This window comes from Achromobacter sp. GW823-FHT04E03 (assembly GCF_058796095.1).
Genome location: NZ_JBXAIJ010000003.1, coordinates 240,846 through 254,573 on the forward strand (window position 1 = coordinate 240,846; position 13,728 = coordinate 254,573).

Consider the following 13,728-nt stretch of genomic DNA (forward strand, 5'->3'; position numbering starts at 1 on the left):
GTTGTTCTAGGTGATTTGGGGAAAAGAATGGCGGCGCCGCTTGCGGGCGCCGCCCGGGCATCGGTCAGGCGGTGGCGCGGTCCATGCGGGCTTGCGGACGGGCCTCGTCGGCGTCCAGCGCCGGCTGCAGCACAAAGTCGAAACAGACGCGTGTGAACGGCGCGTTCACGCCCAGGCTCTCATAGCCGGCGGCCGGCGTATTGGGCTGCAGTTCGACCACCAGGCCGTCGCGCGTGGCGAAGGCGAAGTCATCGTCCAGGAAGGTGTCGCCCGGGATGTTGACCTGCGTGGTCAAGGTGCGCTGCCCGTCGGCCGCCACCAGGAAGTGGATGTGGGCCGGCCGGTTGCCATGGCGGCCCAGCGCCCCGAACAATTCGGACGTGGGGCTGTTCGGCGGAATCGCGTAGCCCGGCGGGATGAAGCTGCGAAAGCGGTAGCGGCCTTGCGCGTCGGTCTTGATCTTGCGGCGCAGGTGGTAGTCCGCCTGGTCGGGATCGAAGTGCGAATAACGCCCCAGCTCGTTGGCGTGCCACACGTCCACCAGCGCGCCGGCGACGGGATTGCCGTCCACGTCACGCACCTGCCCTTCCATCACCAGCACCGTGCCGGCTGCGGGATCCTCGTCCAGGCGGGCTTCGCCGTCGGACAAGGGCGCGCCCGCGATGTAGAGCGGTCCCTCGATCGCGCGCGGCGTGCCGGCGGCGCGGCCGGCGGCCTCGTCGGCCTCTTCCTCGCGGATGTCGATCAGGCGGTCAAAGCCCAGGCCTGCCGTGATCAACCCCAGTTGGCCGCTGCCGCCCAGGCGCGCAAGCCAGTCCACGCCCGCCCAGAATTCATCGGGCTTGATGTCGAGATCGTCGATCGCGCGGAACAGGTCCGACACGATGCGCTGCGTGATCTGCCGCACGCGGTCGTTGCCCGGATTGACCTGGGAGCTGTTGACCAGATCCAGTAGTTGTTGCTGGGTATATTCAGCCATGATGCGTCTCCTGCTTTTTGGAATGATCGGGAAAGTGATGGGTCAGGTCGCAGCGGCCTCGCCGCGGCGGCCGAAGTCGACCGTGGCGGGCGTCAGGCCCGCCCTTGCGCGGTCAAAACGTTCCAGCCGTTTTTCGTCGACGACGACGCCAAAGCCGGGGCCGTCGGGAAGGTGGAGTTCGAAGTCGCGCACGGTCATCGGCTGCTCGACGATGTCGTCGACCAGCAATTGCGGGCCGAACAGTTCGCAACCGTGGTGCTGGTCGGACAGCGTGGCGAACACGTGCGCCGACGCCGCGCTTCCCAGCGAGGTTTCCAGCATGGTGCCGCCGTACCAGCCGATGCCGGCCGCTTGCGCCACGGCCGCGACCTCGCGCGTGCGCAGCAACCCGCCGTGCTTGGCGACCTTCAGGGAAAACACATGGCAGGCGCGCTGCGCGGCCAGCATGTAGGCGTCCTGCGCGGAGCACACGGTTTCATCCGCCATGATCAGCGCGGCCGAACCCAGCGACTGCGTCGCTTCGCGCAGCGCCTGCACGTCCCACTTCGCCACGGGCTGTTCGATCAGGGTCACGCCGGCCTCCACCAGTTGCGGCAGATAGCGGCGGGCGGTGTTGCCGTCCCAGGCCTGGTTGACGTCCACCGTCATGTCGGCGCGGCCGTCCAGGCCGCGCGCAATGCGCGTCACGTGCGCCACGTCGTCCGCCGGACTGCGCGCGCCGATCTTGAGCTTGAAGAGGCGATGGCGGCGCGCCTGCATCATCTGCTCGGCCTCCTCCAGATCGCGTTGCGAATCGCCGCTGGCCAGCGTCCAGGCCAGCGGCAGGCGTTCGATGCGCTTGCCGCCCAGCAATTGCCAGGCCGGCACGCCCAGGCTGCGCGCCACGGCGTCCAGCAGCGCCATCTCGACCGCGCTCTTGGCGAAGGTATTGCCCTTGCAGACCGCATCGAAGCGGTTGAGGTGTTCGGCGAATCTGCGCGCATCCGCGCCGGCCACGGCGGGAGCCAGGTAGTTCTGGATCGCATGCAGGATGGTTTCCGGCGATTCCTCGTTCCACGACGGGCCGCCTATCGTGGCCGCTTCGCCAAAACCGCAGGCGCCGTTGGCTAGCCAGAGCTGCACGATCACCGGGCTTTGCCGGTTGATGGCGCCGAACGAAAACTTGTGCGGCCGGATCGTCGGGATGTCGACGATTCTTGCGTGGATGCGCTCGATGCGCCAGGTGGCATCGTCTGCCGTGATCGGAGCCGGGGTCGAAACGGATGTCATAAAGCCTGAAGCCCTGCGTGAGTGATGCGGCAAGGTTAGGGCTCGGCCGGTTTTGCATCCAATGATTTATATTGCATTTATCATTCGATATGGTCGAACGATACACTTACAATCATCGACCGCCCAGACCGGCATAGCGCCAGGAGCCCCTCGATGGAATTGCGCCAGCTGCGCTACTTTCTCAGCGTCGCCGACACCGAGCACCTGACCCGCTCGGCCGACGCCCTGCACGTCACCCAATCCACCCTGTCGCATGGCCTGCGCCAGCTGGAAGAAGAGCTGGGCATGCCCTTGTTCGACCGCATCGGCCGGGGGCTGCGCCTGTCGCAGGCGGGCCGGGTGCTGCGCGACCACGCCAGCCGGGCGCTACAGGAAATCGAAGCCGGCAAGATGGCGCTGGCGGATCTGGCCGGCCTGCAGGCGGGGTCCCTGACCATAGGCGTCATCCCCACCTTCCTGACCCATTTCGTGCCGGACGCAGTGGCCGGGTTCAGCCTGGCCTTTCCCAAGGTCCAGATCCAGGTGCGCGATCTGCGGGCTGGCCCCATTGAAGACCTGCTGGTCAGCGGCCAGCTGGACCTGGGCATTTCATTCCATCCGGCGCTGCGGGAAGAAATCGAGGCGCAACCCCTGTTTGACGAACGTCTGCAGGTCGTGGTTGGCAAAAACCACCCGCTGGCCTCGCGGCGCAGCCTGCGCATGCGCGATCTCGCGGGTGTGCCGCTGGCGCTGCTGCCGCGCAGTTTCGCCACGCGCCGCATGATAGACGCGGCCTGCGCCCAGGCAGGGCTGACGCCCGACGTGCGGGTCGAAATGGAGTCGGTGGACGCCTTGATCCACCTGTGCCGGCAGGGCGAACTGGCGACCATCGCCGCCGAGCATGCGGCGGGCGCGGCCGGATCGGGGTTGAAGAGCATCGCGCTGACCGACCCCACCACCATCCGCCGCGCGGCCATCCTGTGGCGCAAGGAAGCCTCGCGCAGCCGCGCCGCCCAGGAGTTCGCCGCCCGGCTGCTGGACGCGGTGCAGCGCCTGCCTGGCGCGGCAAGCGCGAACCGCCCCTGACACTGCGGCCCCAAAAAAAACGCAGCCCGAAGGCTGCGTTTTTTTGTAGCAGCGCAGCCAAGCTGCGCGCCGTGCCATCAGACGGCGGATTCGCGCGCGGCGCGCTTGCGCTCGTTTTCCAGCAGGAAGCGCTTGCGCAGACGGATCGACTTGGGCGTAATTTCCACGAGTTCGTCGTCGTCGATGAATTCCACGGCGTATTCCAGCGACATCTGGATCGGCGGAACCAGGCGCACGGCTTCGTCGGTGCCCGAGGCGCGCACGTTGGTCAGCTGCTTGCCCTTGATGGGGTTCACGACCAGGTCGTTGTCGCGGCTGTGGATGCCGATGATCATGCCTTCGTACAGCGCATCGCCCGGGCTCACGAACATGCGGCCGCGATCCTGCAGCTTCCACAGGGCGTAGGCCACGGCGTCGCCGTGATCCTGGCTGATCAGCACGCCATTGCGGCGCTCGCCGATCGAGCCTTCCTTGATGGGCGCGTATTCGTGGAAGATGTGGCTCATCAGGCCGGTGCCGCGCGTCAGCGTCAGGAACTCGTTCTGGAAACCGATCAGGCCGCGAGCCGGGATCAGGTATTCCAGGCGGGTACGGCCGCGGCCGTCCGGCTGCATGTCCTGCAGGTCGCCCTTGCGGCGGCCCAGCTCTTCCATCACGCCGCCCTGGTGGGCGTCTTCGACGTCGACGGTCAGCGATTCGAACGGCTCGCACTTCACACCGTCGATATCCTTGAACACCACGCGCGGACGCGACACGGCCAGCTCGTAGCCTTCGCGGCGCATCGTTTCCAGCAGAATGGTCAGGTGCAGTTCACCGCGGCCCGACACCTCGAACACCGTGTCGTCGCCCGTGTCGCGCACGCGCAGCGCCACGTTCGACTTCAGTTCGCGGTCCAGGCGGTCGCGCAGCTGGCGGCTGGTCACGAACTTGCCTTCGCGGCCGGCCAAGGGCGAGGTGTTCACCATGAAGTTCATGGTCAGGGTGGGCTCGTCGATGCGCAGCATCGGGAACACGTCCTGATTGGCGGTGTCGGTCACCGTGCAGCCAATGCCCAGCTCTTCGATGCCGTTGATCAGCACGATGTCGCCGGCTTCGGCTTCGTCCACGACGATGCGCTCCAGGCCGTGGAACTTCAGCACCTGGTTGATGCGGCCGCGGCCGCCCTGGCCTTCAGGACCGAACTTGTAAGCCACTTCCATGCCGGGACGCATGCGGCCGCGGTTGATGCGGCCCACGCCGATCTTGCCGACGTAGCTGTTGTAGTCCAGCGAGATGATCTGCATCTGCAGCGGACCATTGGGATCGTCGTCGCGCTGCGGCACGTGTTCGAGGATGGCTTCGAACAGCGGGCGCATGTTGCCTTCGCGCACTTCAGGATTCAGGCCGGCGTAGCCCGACAGGCCCGAGGCGTAGATCACCGGGAAGTCCAGCTGCTCGTCGGTGGCGCCCAGCTTGTCGAACAGGTCGAAGGTGGCGTTGATGACGAAATCGGTGCGGGCGCCCGGACGGTCGACCTTGTTGACCACGACGATGGGCTTCAGGCCCAGGGCCAGCGCCTTGCGGGTCACGAAGATGGTCTGGGGCATGGGGCCTTCAACCGCATCCACCAGCAGCAGCACGCCGTCGACCATGGACAGCACGCGCTCGACTTCGCCGCCGAAGTCCGCGTGTCCCGGGGTGTCGATGATGTTGATGTGCGTGCCTTCGTATTCGACGGCACAGTTCTTGGCCAGAATCGTAATGCCGCGTTCTTTTTCCAGGTCGTTCGAGTCCATGACCCGTTCGGTCAGCGCCTGGTTTTCGCGGAAGGTGCCGGATTGGCGCAGCAGCTGGTCGACCAGGGTGGTTTTACCGTGGTCCACGTGGGCGATGATGGCGACGTTGCGCAAGGCGCGAGTCATAGCGAGTCCTTTAAGGTCAGGGTGGAGGGCAGCAAGCCCTCCGGCAATTCGTTCAATGCAAGCAATGCCTGCTTGGGGTCTGGCATGGCCTGCAAGGCATCCAGCGCAACGGCGCGTTCCAGGGAAAACGGCCCGACGTGCGTGCGCCGCAGCGCCGTCAGGTGGGCGTAACAGCCCAGCACGCGCCCGATGTCCTGGGCCAGCGTCCGGATGTATGTGCCTTTACTGCATGCCACATCGATCTCTGCCTCGGTTCCGTTCAGGGACAGCAGTTCGATGCGGTAAATCGTGATCTGGCGCGGCGGCCGTTCCAGCTCGATGCCGGCGCGCGCGTACTCGTACAAGGGCTTGCCGTCGCGCTTGAGCGCCGAATACATGGGCGGAATCTGCTCGATCGTGCCCGAGAAACGTGACAGCGCGTCGCGCAGCGCCTGCTCATCCACGGTAAAGCCCGGCTCGGCGGTGGACACGACGTTGCCGGTCAGGTCGCCGGAGTCGGTTTCGGAGCCAAATTGCAGCGTAGCGCGATATGCCTTGTCGGCGTTGAGCATCGCACCGGAAATCTTGGTTGCGCGTCCCATGCAGCACACCAGCAGACCGGTGGCGAAGGGATCCAGCGTGCCAGTGTGGCCGGCTTTTGCCGCGTCCATGGCGCGTTTGGCGCGTTGCAAGGCGTGGTTGCTCGACAAACCCACGGGTTTGTCGAGCAACAGCACACCGTCGAGCGTAAGCCCGCGTCGTTTAGCCATCGTCGGAATCCGGTTTAAAGCAGTGACGACAGCCCGATCAGGACTGGTCTTCAGGTTCGTCGGGCACGCCCGAATGCGGGCCGGGCCGGTTTGCGCGGTCGATGAGGATCGACATTTCGATGCCACGGGCGATCTGCTCGTCGTGGAAGAAGCGCAAAGTGGGGACAGTATGTATGTGCAGCAGCTTGTACAGCTGGGAATGCAGCCAACCGGCTTTTTCGTTCAGCAAGGCGGTCGCGGCTTCGGGCTCGGCGCCCAGAACCGTGAAATACACCTTGGCATGCGCGTAGTCGGTCGACAATTCCACACCAGAGAGCGTGATCAGTCCAGCGCGGCTCGTGTCGATCTCGCGCTGGATGATCCCGGCCAGATCCTTCTGGATCTGGTCGGCCAGCCGCAGATTGCGGCCGGGGATGGCTTTGGACTTGTGACGGCTCATTAGAAAAAATGCCTCGCGGTCGCCTTACAGCGTACGCGCGATTTCCTTGATTTCAAAGACTTCCAGCTGGTCGCCCACCTGGATGTCGTTGTTGCCGCGCAGCGTAAGGCCGCAGTCGAAGCCCGACTTGACTTCCTTGACGTCGTCCTTGAAGCGGCGCAGCGAATCGAGCTGGCCGGTCCACTGGACCACGTTGTTGCGCAGCAGGCGGACTTGCGAATCGCGACGCACCAGGCCGTCCAGCACCATACAACCGGCGATGTTGCCGATGCGGGAAATGCTGTAAACCTCGCGGATCTCGACCAAGCCGATGACTTCTTCCTTTTTCTCGGGCGCCAACATGCCCGACATGGCTGCCTTCACTTCATCCACGGCGTCGTAGATGATGTTGTAGTAGCGCACGTCGATGCCGTTGTTCTCGGCCAGCTTCTTGGCGCTGGCTTCGGCGCGGACGTTGAAGCCGATGACGACAGCGTTCGAGGCGATGGCCAGGTTGATGTCGCTTTCCGAGATGCCGCCCACGGCGGCGTGCACGACCTGCACGCGCACTTCGTCGGTCGACAGCTTGACCAGGGACTGCACCAGCGCTTCCTGCGAACCCTGGACGTCGGTCTTCACGATCAGGGCCAGGGTCTGCGTGCCCTCGCCCAGGTTGTCGAACATGGACTCGAGCTTGGCGGCCTGTTGGCGGGCCAGCTTGACGTCGCGGAACTTGCCCTGGCGGAACAGCGCGATTTCGCGCGCCTTGCGCTCGTCGGACAGCACCATCAGCTCGTCGCCAGCGGCCGGCACTTCGGTCAGGCCCTGGATTTCCACGGGGATCGACGGACCGGCTTCCTGGATAGGCTTGCCGTTTTCGTCCAGCATGGCGCGCACGCGGCCAAAGCTTGCGCCGGCCAGCACCACGTCGCCACGGTGCAGGGTGCCGCTTTGCACCAGGATGGTCGCGACCGGGCCGCGGCCCTTGTCGAGACGAGCTTCGATCACCAGGCCCTTGGCGGGCGCGTCGACGGGAGCCTTCAGTTCCAGCACTTCGGCCTGCAGCAGCAAGTTTTCCAGCAGATCGTCGATGCCTTCGCCGGTCTTGGCCGACACGGACACGAACGGCACGTCGCCGCCGTATTCTTCCGGCACCACTTCCTCGGCAACCAGTTCCTGCTTGACGCGGTCGGGGTTGGCGGAGGGCTTGTCGATCTTGGTCATGGCCACGACCATCGGAACGCCTGCGGCCTTCGCGTGGTGGATGGCTTCGCGGGTCTGCGGCATCACGCCGTCGTCGGCCGCGCAGACCAGGATGACGATGTCGGTCGCCTTGGCGCCGCGGGCACGCATGGCGGTAAACGCCTCGTGGCCCGGGGTGTCAAGGAAGGTCACCATGCCGCGTTCGGTCTGAACGTGGTAGGCGCCGATGTGCTGAGTAATGCCGCCGGCTTCGCCCGCGGCAACCTTGGCGCGGCGGATGTAGTCCAGCAGCGAGGTCTTGCCGTGGTCGACGTGGCCCATGACGGTGACAACCGGCGCGCGCGGCAGCTGTTCGGCTTCCGACACGCTGGCGGTTTCGTCCAGGAAGGCTTCCGGGTCGTCCAGCTTGGCGGCGATTGCCACGTGGCCCAGTTCCTCGACCACGATCATGGCGGTTTCCTGGTCCAGCACCTGGTTGATGGTGACCATCTGGCCCAGCTTCATCAATTGCTTGATGACTTCTGCGGCCTTGACGGACATCTTGTGGGCCAGGTCGGCCACGCTGATGGTTTCCGGCACGTGAACTTCACGCGCGATGAATTCCTGCGGCGCCGGCTCGTTGCGGCGATCGTTCTGCTGGTTGCGGCCGCCTCGGCCGCCCTTGCCGCCGCCCTTGCCGCCAGCACGCCAGCCGTCGCGGCTGGCCGGGGCTGCCGGCTTGTCCGCGGGCTTCTTGCGCGAAGCGTCATCGGACCAGGTCGAAGCGACTTCGGCGGTCTTGATGGTCTTCTTCGCGCCGGGAGCGGCGGGCTTGGCGTCCTTCTTGGCGCCGGGAGCGGCGCCCGGCTTGCCAGCCGGCTTGTGCAGCGTGCCGGAGATCGGCGCGGCAGCGGCGGGCGCTTCCGGTTCGGGAGCGCGCAGCACCTTGCGCGGACGGTTCAGCATCTCGCGCAGAGCGGCGGCTTCAGCCTCGGCCTTGCGGCGGGCCTCGTCGCGGGCCGCCGGCGCGGCGGAAGCCGCGAGAGGCGGGCCGGCGCGGCGGTTGTCCGCACGGTTGCCAACCTTGACGGCGGGCGCGGCGGGCTCGGGCTTCGCGGCGGTTTTGACGGGTTCGGACTTCGCGGCAGGCTGAGCCTGGGCGACAGGCGCGGCGGCCTGGGAGGAAGATGGTTCGGACTTATTGGCTAGCACAACGGGTTCCGGCTTGGCTTCTTCAGCCTTGGGCTCGGTGGATTCAGTCTTGACTTCGGGCTTGGCCTCTTCGGCCACGGGCTCGGCAGGAGCAGGCGCCGGCGTCGGTTCGGGTTCAGGCTGGGCCTGGACTTCGGCGGCTTTCGCCTCGACGGGAGCGGGCGCTTCGGCCGCGACGGATTCAACAGGCGCGGGCGCTTCGACCGGCGCGGGCGCTTCTGCAGCAACGGGCTCTTCCGCCTTGGCCGGGGCAATAGCCTCAGCCTGGACGGGAGCGGTCTCGCGAGGAGCGGCAGCTTCGGGTGCGACGGGCGCCGACACTTCCTGCGGCGCCGCTTCGGCGGCTGCCTCATCTTCGGCACGCGCGGACGCGGCCTGTTCCAGGGCGATTTCGGAGGGATCACGCTTGACGAACACGCGCTTCTTGCGCACTTCGACCTGGATCGTGCGCGAACGGCCGGTGGCATCCGCCTGGCGGATCTCGGACGTCTGGCGGCGCGTCAAGGTGATCTTCTTGCCTTCGGTCGCGCCGTGGGCGCGACGCAGCGATTCGAGCAATTTCGCCTTGTCGCTGTCGGTGACGGAATCGTCGACCGATTTGAGGTCAACGCCAGCCGAGCGCAGCTGATCCAGCAGCACATTGGCAGGCATTTTCAGCTCGGTAGCGAACTGCGCGACGGTATTACTCGACATTAGGCTCTCTCTTCCCTATATGCAGCTATTACAAACAACGTGAACTCGCGGCGGCGGATATTCCGTCCGCCGCGGACCCGTGTCCTTTTGGTTATTCCTCGTCGAACCAATGGGCGCGGGCACGCATGATGAGATCGCTGGCTTCCTGCTCGGTCAGACCGGCGATTTCCGCCAGTTCGTCCGTCGCCAGTTCGGCCAGATCATCACGCGTATGCACTTGGCGCTCGGCCAGCTTGGCAGCCAGTTCGGGCGTCATGCCTTCGAGTTCGAGCAAATCCTGCGCGGTCTCAAGGCGCTCTTCCTGGGCGATCGCCTCGGTCAGCAGCGCATTGCGGGCACGGGCGCGCAACTCATTGATGGTGTCTTCGTCAAAGGCCTCGATTTCCAGCAGTTCCTGCATGGGCACGTAGGCGATTTCCTCGATACCGGTAAAACCTTCGTCGATCAGGATGTCAGCGACTTCCTCGTCGACGTCCAGCTTGCTCATGAACGTGGCGCGCAGGCCCGAACGCTCGACTTCCTGGCGGTTCAGGCTTTCTTCCGGCGTCATGATGTTGATCTGCCAGCCGGTCAGCTCGGAAGCCAGGCGAACGTTCTGACCCTTGGCGCCGATGGCCTTGGGCAGGTTTTCCTCGTCCACCACGACGTCCATCGCGTGCTTGTCTTCATCAACGACGATGGACTCGACGTTGGCCGGCGCCAGGGCGCCGATGACAAACTGCGCGGGGTCTTCCGACCACAGCACGATATCGACCTGTTCGCCGCCCAGCTCGTTGCGCACGGCAGTCACGCGCGAACCGCGCATGCCCACGCAGGTGCCGATCGGGTCGATGCGCTTATCGTATGCCACCACGGCGATCTTCGCACGCACGCCGGCGTCGCGGGCCGCGGCCTTGATCTCCAGCAGGCCCTGCTCGATTTCGGGGACTTCGTTCTCGAACAGCTGGCGGATGAATTCCGGCGCGGTGCGCGACAGGATCACCTGCTGGCCGCGCGCGGCGTGGTCTACGCGCAACACAAAGGCGCGGACGCGGTCGGCCACCCGGAGGTTTTCCTTCGGGATCATTTCGGAACGCGGCAGGCGCGCTTCGATCTTGCCGGTTTCGACGATGGCGTCGCCCTTGTCCATGCGCTTGATCGTGCCGGACACGATGGTCTCGCCACGGTCCAGGAAGTCGTTCAGCACCTGCTCGCGCTCGGCGTCGCGGATCTTCTGCAGAATGGCCTGCTTGGCGGCCTGCGCGCCGATGCGGCCGAACTCGATGGGTTCGAGCGGCTCTTCGATGTACTCGCCTTCCTTGATGCCGGGGACGATTTCCTGCGCGTCCGACAGCATTTCCTGCTTGTCGGGCTCTTGCAGGCCAGCCTCGTCGGGCACGACCAGCCAGCGGCGGAAGCCTTCGTGATCGCCCGTGTCCCTATCGATGGCGACACGGATGTCCGCATCATCCTTGAAGCGCTTTTTCATCGCCGAGGCCAGCGCGCTTTCCAGCGCTCCGAACACGACGTCGCGCGTGACGTTCTTTTCACGCGCCAAGGCATCGACCAACAGAAGAATTTCGCGACTCATCGCTTTTTGCCCTTGAAATCCAGAACGGGATCCAGTTTTGCACGTTCGATATCGTCGACCGTGAAATTCAATACCTGGACGTCGTTCTTTTTTGCCTCAAATTCGAGACCGAACACGGTCTTTTGCATTCCAGCAGCCGCGTCGGAGGCTGCGGCGTCGTCTTCGGGCACCGTCAGGGTGCCGGCAAAGACCTTGCGGCCGTCCAATGCCTCGCGCAGCTTGATTTCGATGCGCTCGCCTGCGAACCGGCGGAAGTCGGCCTCGTTGCGCAGCGGGCGGTCGACGCCCGGCGAACCGACTTCCAGCCGCTTGTAGTCGACGTTCTCGACTTCGAACACCCGCGACAACTGGCGGGACACCTGTTCACAGTCTTCGATGCGCACACCGCCGACCCGATCGATCGTGACGCGCAAAAGGCCCAGGGCGGCACGCTCGACGTCCACGAGTTCGACGTCCATGCCGGCCAGAGCCTCTTTGGTCAATGCGAATAAATCAGCCATATACTCAAAAAAAATGGGCTGCACGCCCAGCCCACCGTATTGCACAGCGCCCAGCCGCCACCCTACTGCACGTAAGGAGCAATGCTGGGCAGTGCCCTATATTGCGACCTAAATTTGGCTTGCGCCGCCCCAGGCCATTAAGACCCGCCGCCCCAACCCGCAACCCGGGCCAGGCAGCACCAGGCGCAAAGTCCGATGCAAACTGCCAGCTCTTGCCGCCCCTGTATTTGCGTGCTTTTCCTTGCGGGCACGCAAAAGGCGACGGCGCGAAGCCATGAAAACCATTGATTTTACCAGATAAACTGGAAAAACGCCTGATTCGTCGCGGGCTTACGTTTATGCGGGACATATCCCGCGCAGCGGCGCGTCCGGCGCGCCGCCCGCAGGCCTTCAGCGACCCTGACGACCGCGCCCGCCCATCACGCCCAGACGGGATTCGTGCGCCGAAGCGCCGCGCGGCTGCCAGTCATCGCCGCGCGGGGACGACGAGGCATTACGGGGTGCGCGCGGCTTGCCGCCAGCGTTCGGCCCCTTATTGCCGCCGGCGCCGCCCGACTTGTTACCGCTACGGCCGCCACCGGCGCCTGCCGGCTTGCCGCCGCGACCGCTATTGCCACGCGCACCGGCAGGCTTGCCGCCAGCCGAGCGACGACCGCCAGCCGGCGCTTCCGCGACGTTGCCGCCGCCAGCCTCGACCGACACGGCATTGCCAGGCTGGCCGCCCGCCGCAGCCGCGCGCGGACCGCGCGGCTTGCCGCCGGACTTGCCACCAGGCTTGCCCCCGCCCTGCTTGCCGCCGGCCTTGCCGCCCGCCCCCGCTGCGGAACGGCCGCCGCCAGGCTTGCCGCCCTTGCGGTTGCCCCCAGCGCCCTCTCCCGACAGGGGATGGCCGTTGGCATAACCACCAGCAATCATCAGGCCCGTGCCAAAAGGATCCGACGGACACGCGGCCGCCTGGCCTGCGCTGCCCAAGCGACCGCCTTGCAGCTTGCCGCGGCGGCCGATGCGCGCGCCGTTCATGCCGTTGCGGTCCATGGTGCCGAAACCCGGGGGCAGCGCGCTGTCATGCGACTGCGGCTGCTTGGAGCGGCGACGGTTGCCGCCGGATTCATCGTCGTCGCGTACCAGGCCCAACTGGACCATCAAGGCCGTGACCAGGGAAGAATCCAGCTCTTCCCAGCGGCCGCGGCGCAGCGTACGCGGCAGGACCACGTCGCCGAAACGGGTGCGGATCAGCCGGCTGACCGTGACGCCCACGGCCTCGAACATGCGGCGGACTTCGCGGTTGCGGCCTTCCTGCAGGGTGACGCGGTACCAGCGGTTGCTGCCGTCGCCGCCCAGGTAGTCCAGGGCGCCGAAGGCAGCCATGCCGTCGTCCAGCTCGATGCCGTCGACCAGCGATTGGCGCTGAGCCTCGTCCATTTCTCCCAGCACACGCACCGCGTACTCGCGTTCCGTGCCGTAGCGCGGATGCATGATGCGGTTGGCCATGTCGCCGGAGGTCGTGAAGATCAACAGGCCTTCCGTGTTCAGATCCAGACGGCCGACCGACAGCCACTTGCCCGTGCGCAGCTTCGGCAGGCGGGCAAAAACGCTTGCGCGGCCGCCCGGGTCGTCATGGCTGACGATCTCGCCAGCGGGCTTGTGATACAGGATCACGCGCGGCGGCTTTTTCGTATTGACGCGCATGATGGGCTTGCCGTTGACGCGCACCTGGTCATTGGGCGCCACGCGCTGGCCGATATGGGCCGGCTCGCCGTTGACCGACACGCGGCCCGCAACGATCAGTTCTTCCATTTCGCGGCGCGAACCGATGCCGGCGTCCGCCAGCACCTTGTGCAGCTTGGGCATGACCGAATCGCTGTTCAGGTACTTGCCCAGACGCTGCTCCATGCGGTCAGCGGTTTCCAGGTACGACAACGCCTGCTCGGCTTCCTGCTCGGTGCCGCGCGACTCCTGCGGCTCGGCCTGAGGGGCGGCAGCCGCCGCGGGCTGCGCTTCGCCGGCCGGCGCCTGCTCGGCGGCGGTATCGCCGCGGCGACGGCGGAACGGCGTTCTCAGCTTGCGGCCCCTGCCGCGGGCTCCCGTCTCGCCTTCAGCCGCCGGCTCACGCGCGGCGGATTCCGGCTGGCCATTGGAAGCGGCATCATCCGAACGGGGATTGTCGTCCTGCATTGCTGTATTCGTTGT

General features: G+C 65.8%; 10 protein-coding genes. 1 reads left to right on the forward strand and 9 read right to left on the reverse strand.

Going from position 1 to position 13,728, the window contains the following annotated elements; translation table 11 throughout:
- Positions 1-64: 64 nt before the first annotated feature.
- Positions 65-979, reverse strand: coding sequence for a dioxygenase family protein (locus AC1RHV_RS20740; RefSeq protein WP_175214004.1), 915 nt, complete (start codon positions 977-979; stop codon positions 65-67).
- Between the two features lie 42 nt (positions 980-1,021).
- Positions 1,022-2,248: a muconate cycloisomerase family protein gene (locus tag AC1RHV_RS20745; RefSeq protein WP_054450997.1), complete on the reverse strand. Its 1,227-nt coding sequence runs from the start codon at positions 2,246-2,248 to the stop codon at positions 1,022-1,024.
- A gap of 153 nt (positions 2,249-2,401) precedes the next feature.
- Here AC1RHV_RS20745 and cynR point away from each other — a divergent pair, with 153 nt between their 5' ends.
- A complete protein-coding gene (gene cynR / locus AC1RHV_RS20750; RefSeq protein WP_054450996.1) occupies positions 2,402-3,313 on the forward strand; it encodes a transcriptional regulator CynR in 912 nt (303 codons plus the stop codon).
- Positions 3,314-3,390: 77 nt separating this feature from the next.
- On the opposite strand, the gene typA is transcribed toward cynR, so the two are convergent.
- From typA to AC1RHV_RS20785, 7 genes are all read right to left on the reverse strand, one after another.
- Positions 3,391-5,214, reverse strand: a complete 1,824-nt coding sequence (typA, locus tag AC1RHV_RS20755) for a translational GTPase TypA (protein ID WP_054450995.1) — start codon at positions 5,212-5,214, stop codon at positions 3,391-3,393.
- On the reverse strand, positions 5,211-5,963 hold the full coding sequence (gene truB / locus AC1RHV_RS20760; protein WP_054450994.1) for a tRNA pseudouridine(55) synthase TruB: 753 nt from the start codon (positions 5,961-5,963) through the stop codon (positions 5,211-5,213). The genes typA and truB overlap by 4 nt, the downstream gene beginning before the upstream one ends.
- 37 nt (positions 5,964-6,000) lie before the next feature.
- Entirely contained in the window at positions 6,001-6,402 is a 402-nt protein-coding gene (gene rbfA / locus AC1RHV_RS20765; RefSeq protein WP_054450993.1) for a 30S ribosome-binding factor RbfA, read from the reverse strand.
- A gap of 24 nt (positions 6,403-6,426) precedes the next feature.
- A complete protein-coding gene (infB, locus tag AC1RHV_RS20770; protein WP_054450992.1) occupies positions 6,427-9,468 on the reverse strand; it encodes a translation initiation factor IF-2 in 3,042 nt (1,013 codons plus the stop codon).
- A gap of 91 nt (positions 9,469-9,559) precedes the next feature.
- Positions 9,560-11,038 (reverse strand): transcription termination factor NusA, encoded by a 1,479-nt coding sequence (gene nusA, locus AC1RHV_RS20775; protein WP_054450991.1) that lies wholly within the window; start codon positions 11,036-11,038, stop codon positions 9,560-9,562.
- Positions 11,035-11,538, reverse strand: coding sequence for a ribosome maturation factor RimP (gene rimP / locus AC1RHV_RS20780; RefSeq protein WP_054450990.1), 504 nt, complete (start codon positions 11,536-11,538; stop codon positions 11,035-11,037). The genes nusA and rimP overlap by 4 nt, the downstream gene beginning before the upstream one ends.
- 390 nt (positions 11,539-11,928) lie before the next feature.
- Positions 11,929-13,713 (reverse strand): pseudouridine synthase, encoded by a 1,785-nt coding sequence (locus tag AC1RHV_RS20785; RefSeq protein WP_054450989.1) that lies wholly within the window; start codon positions 13,711-13,713, stop codon positions 11,929-11,931.
- Between the last annotated feature and the right edge of the window lie 15 nt (positions 13,714-13,728).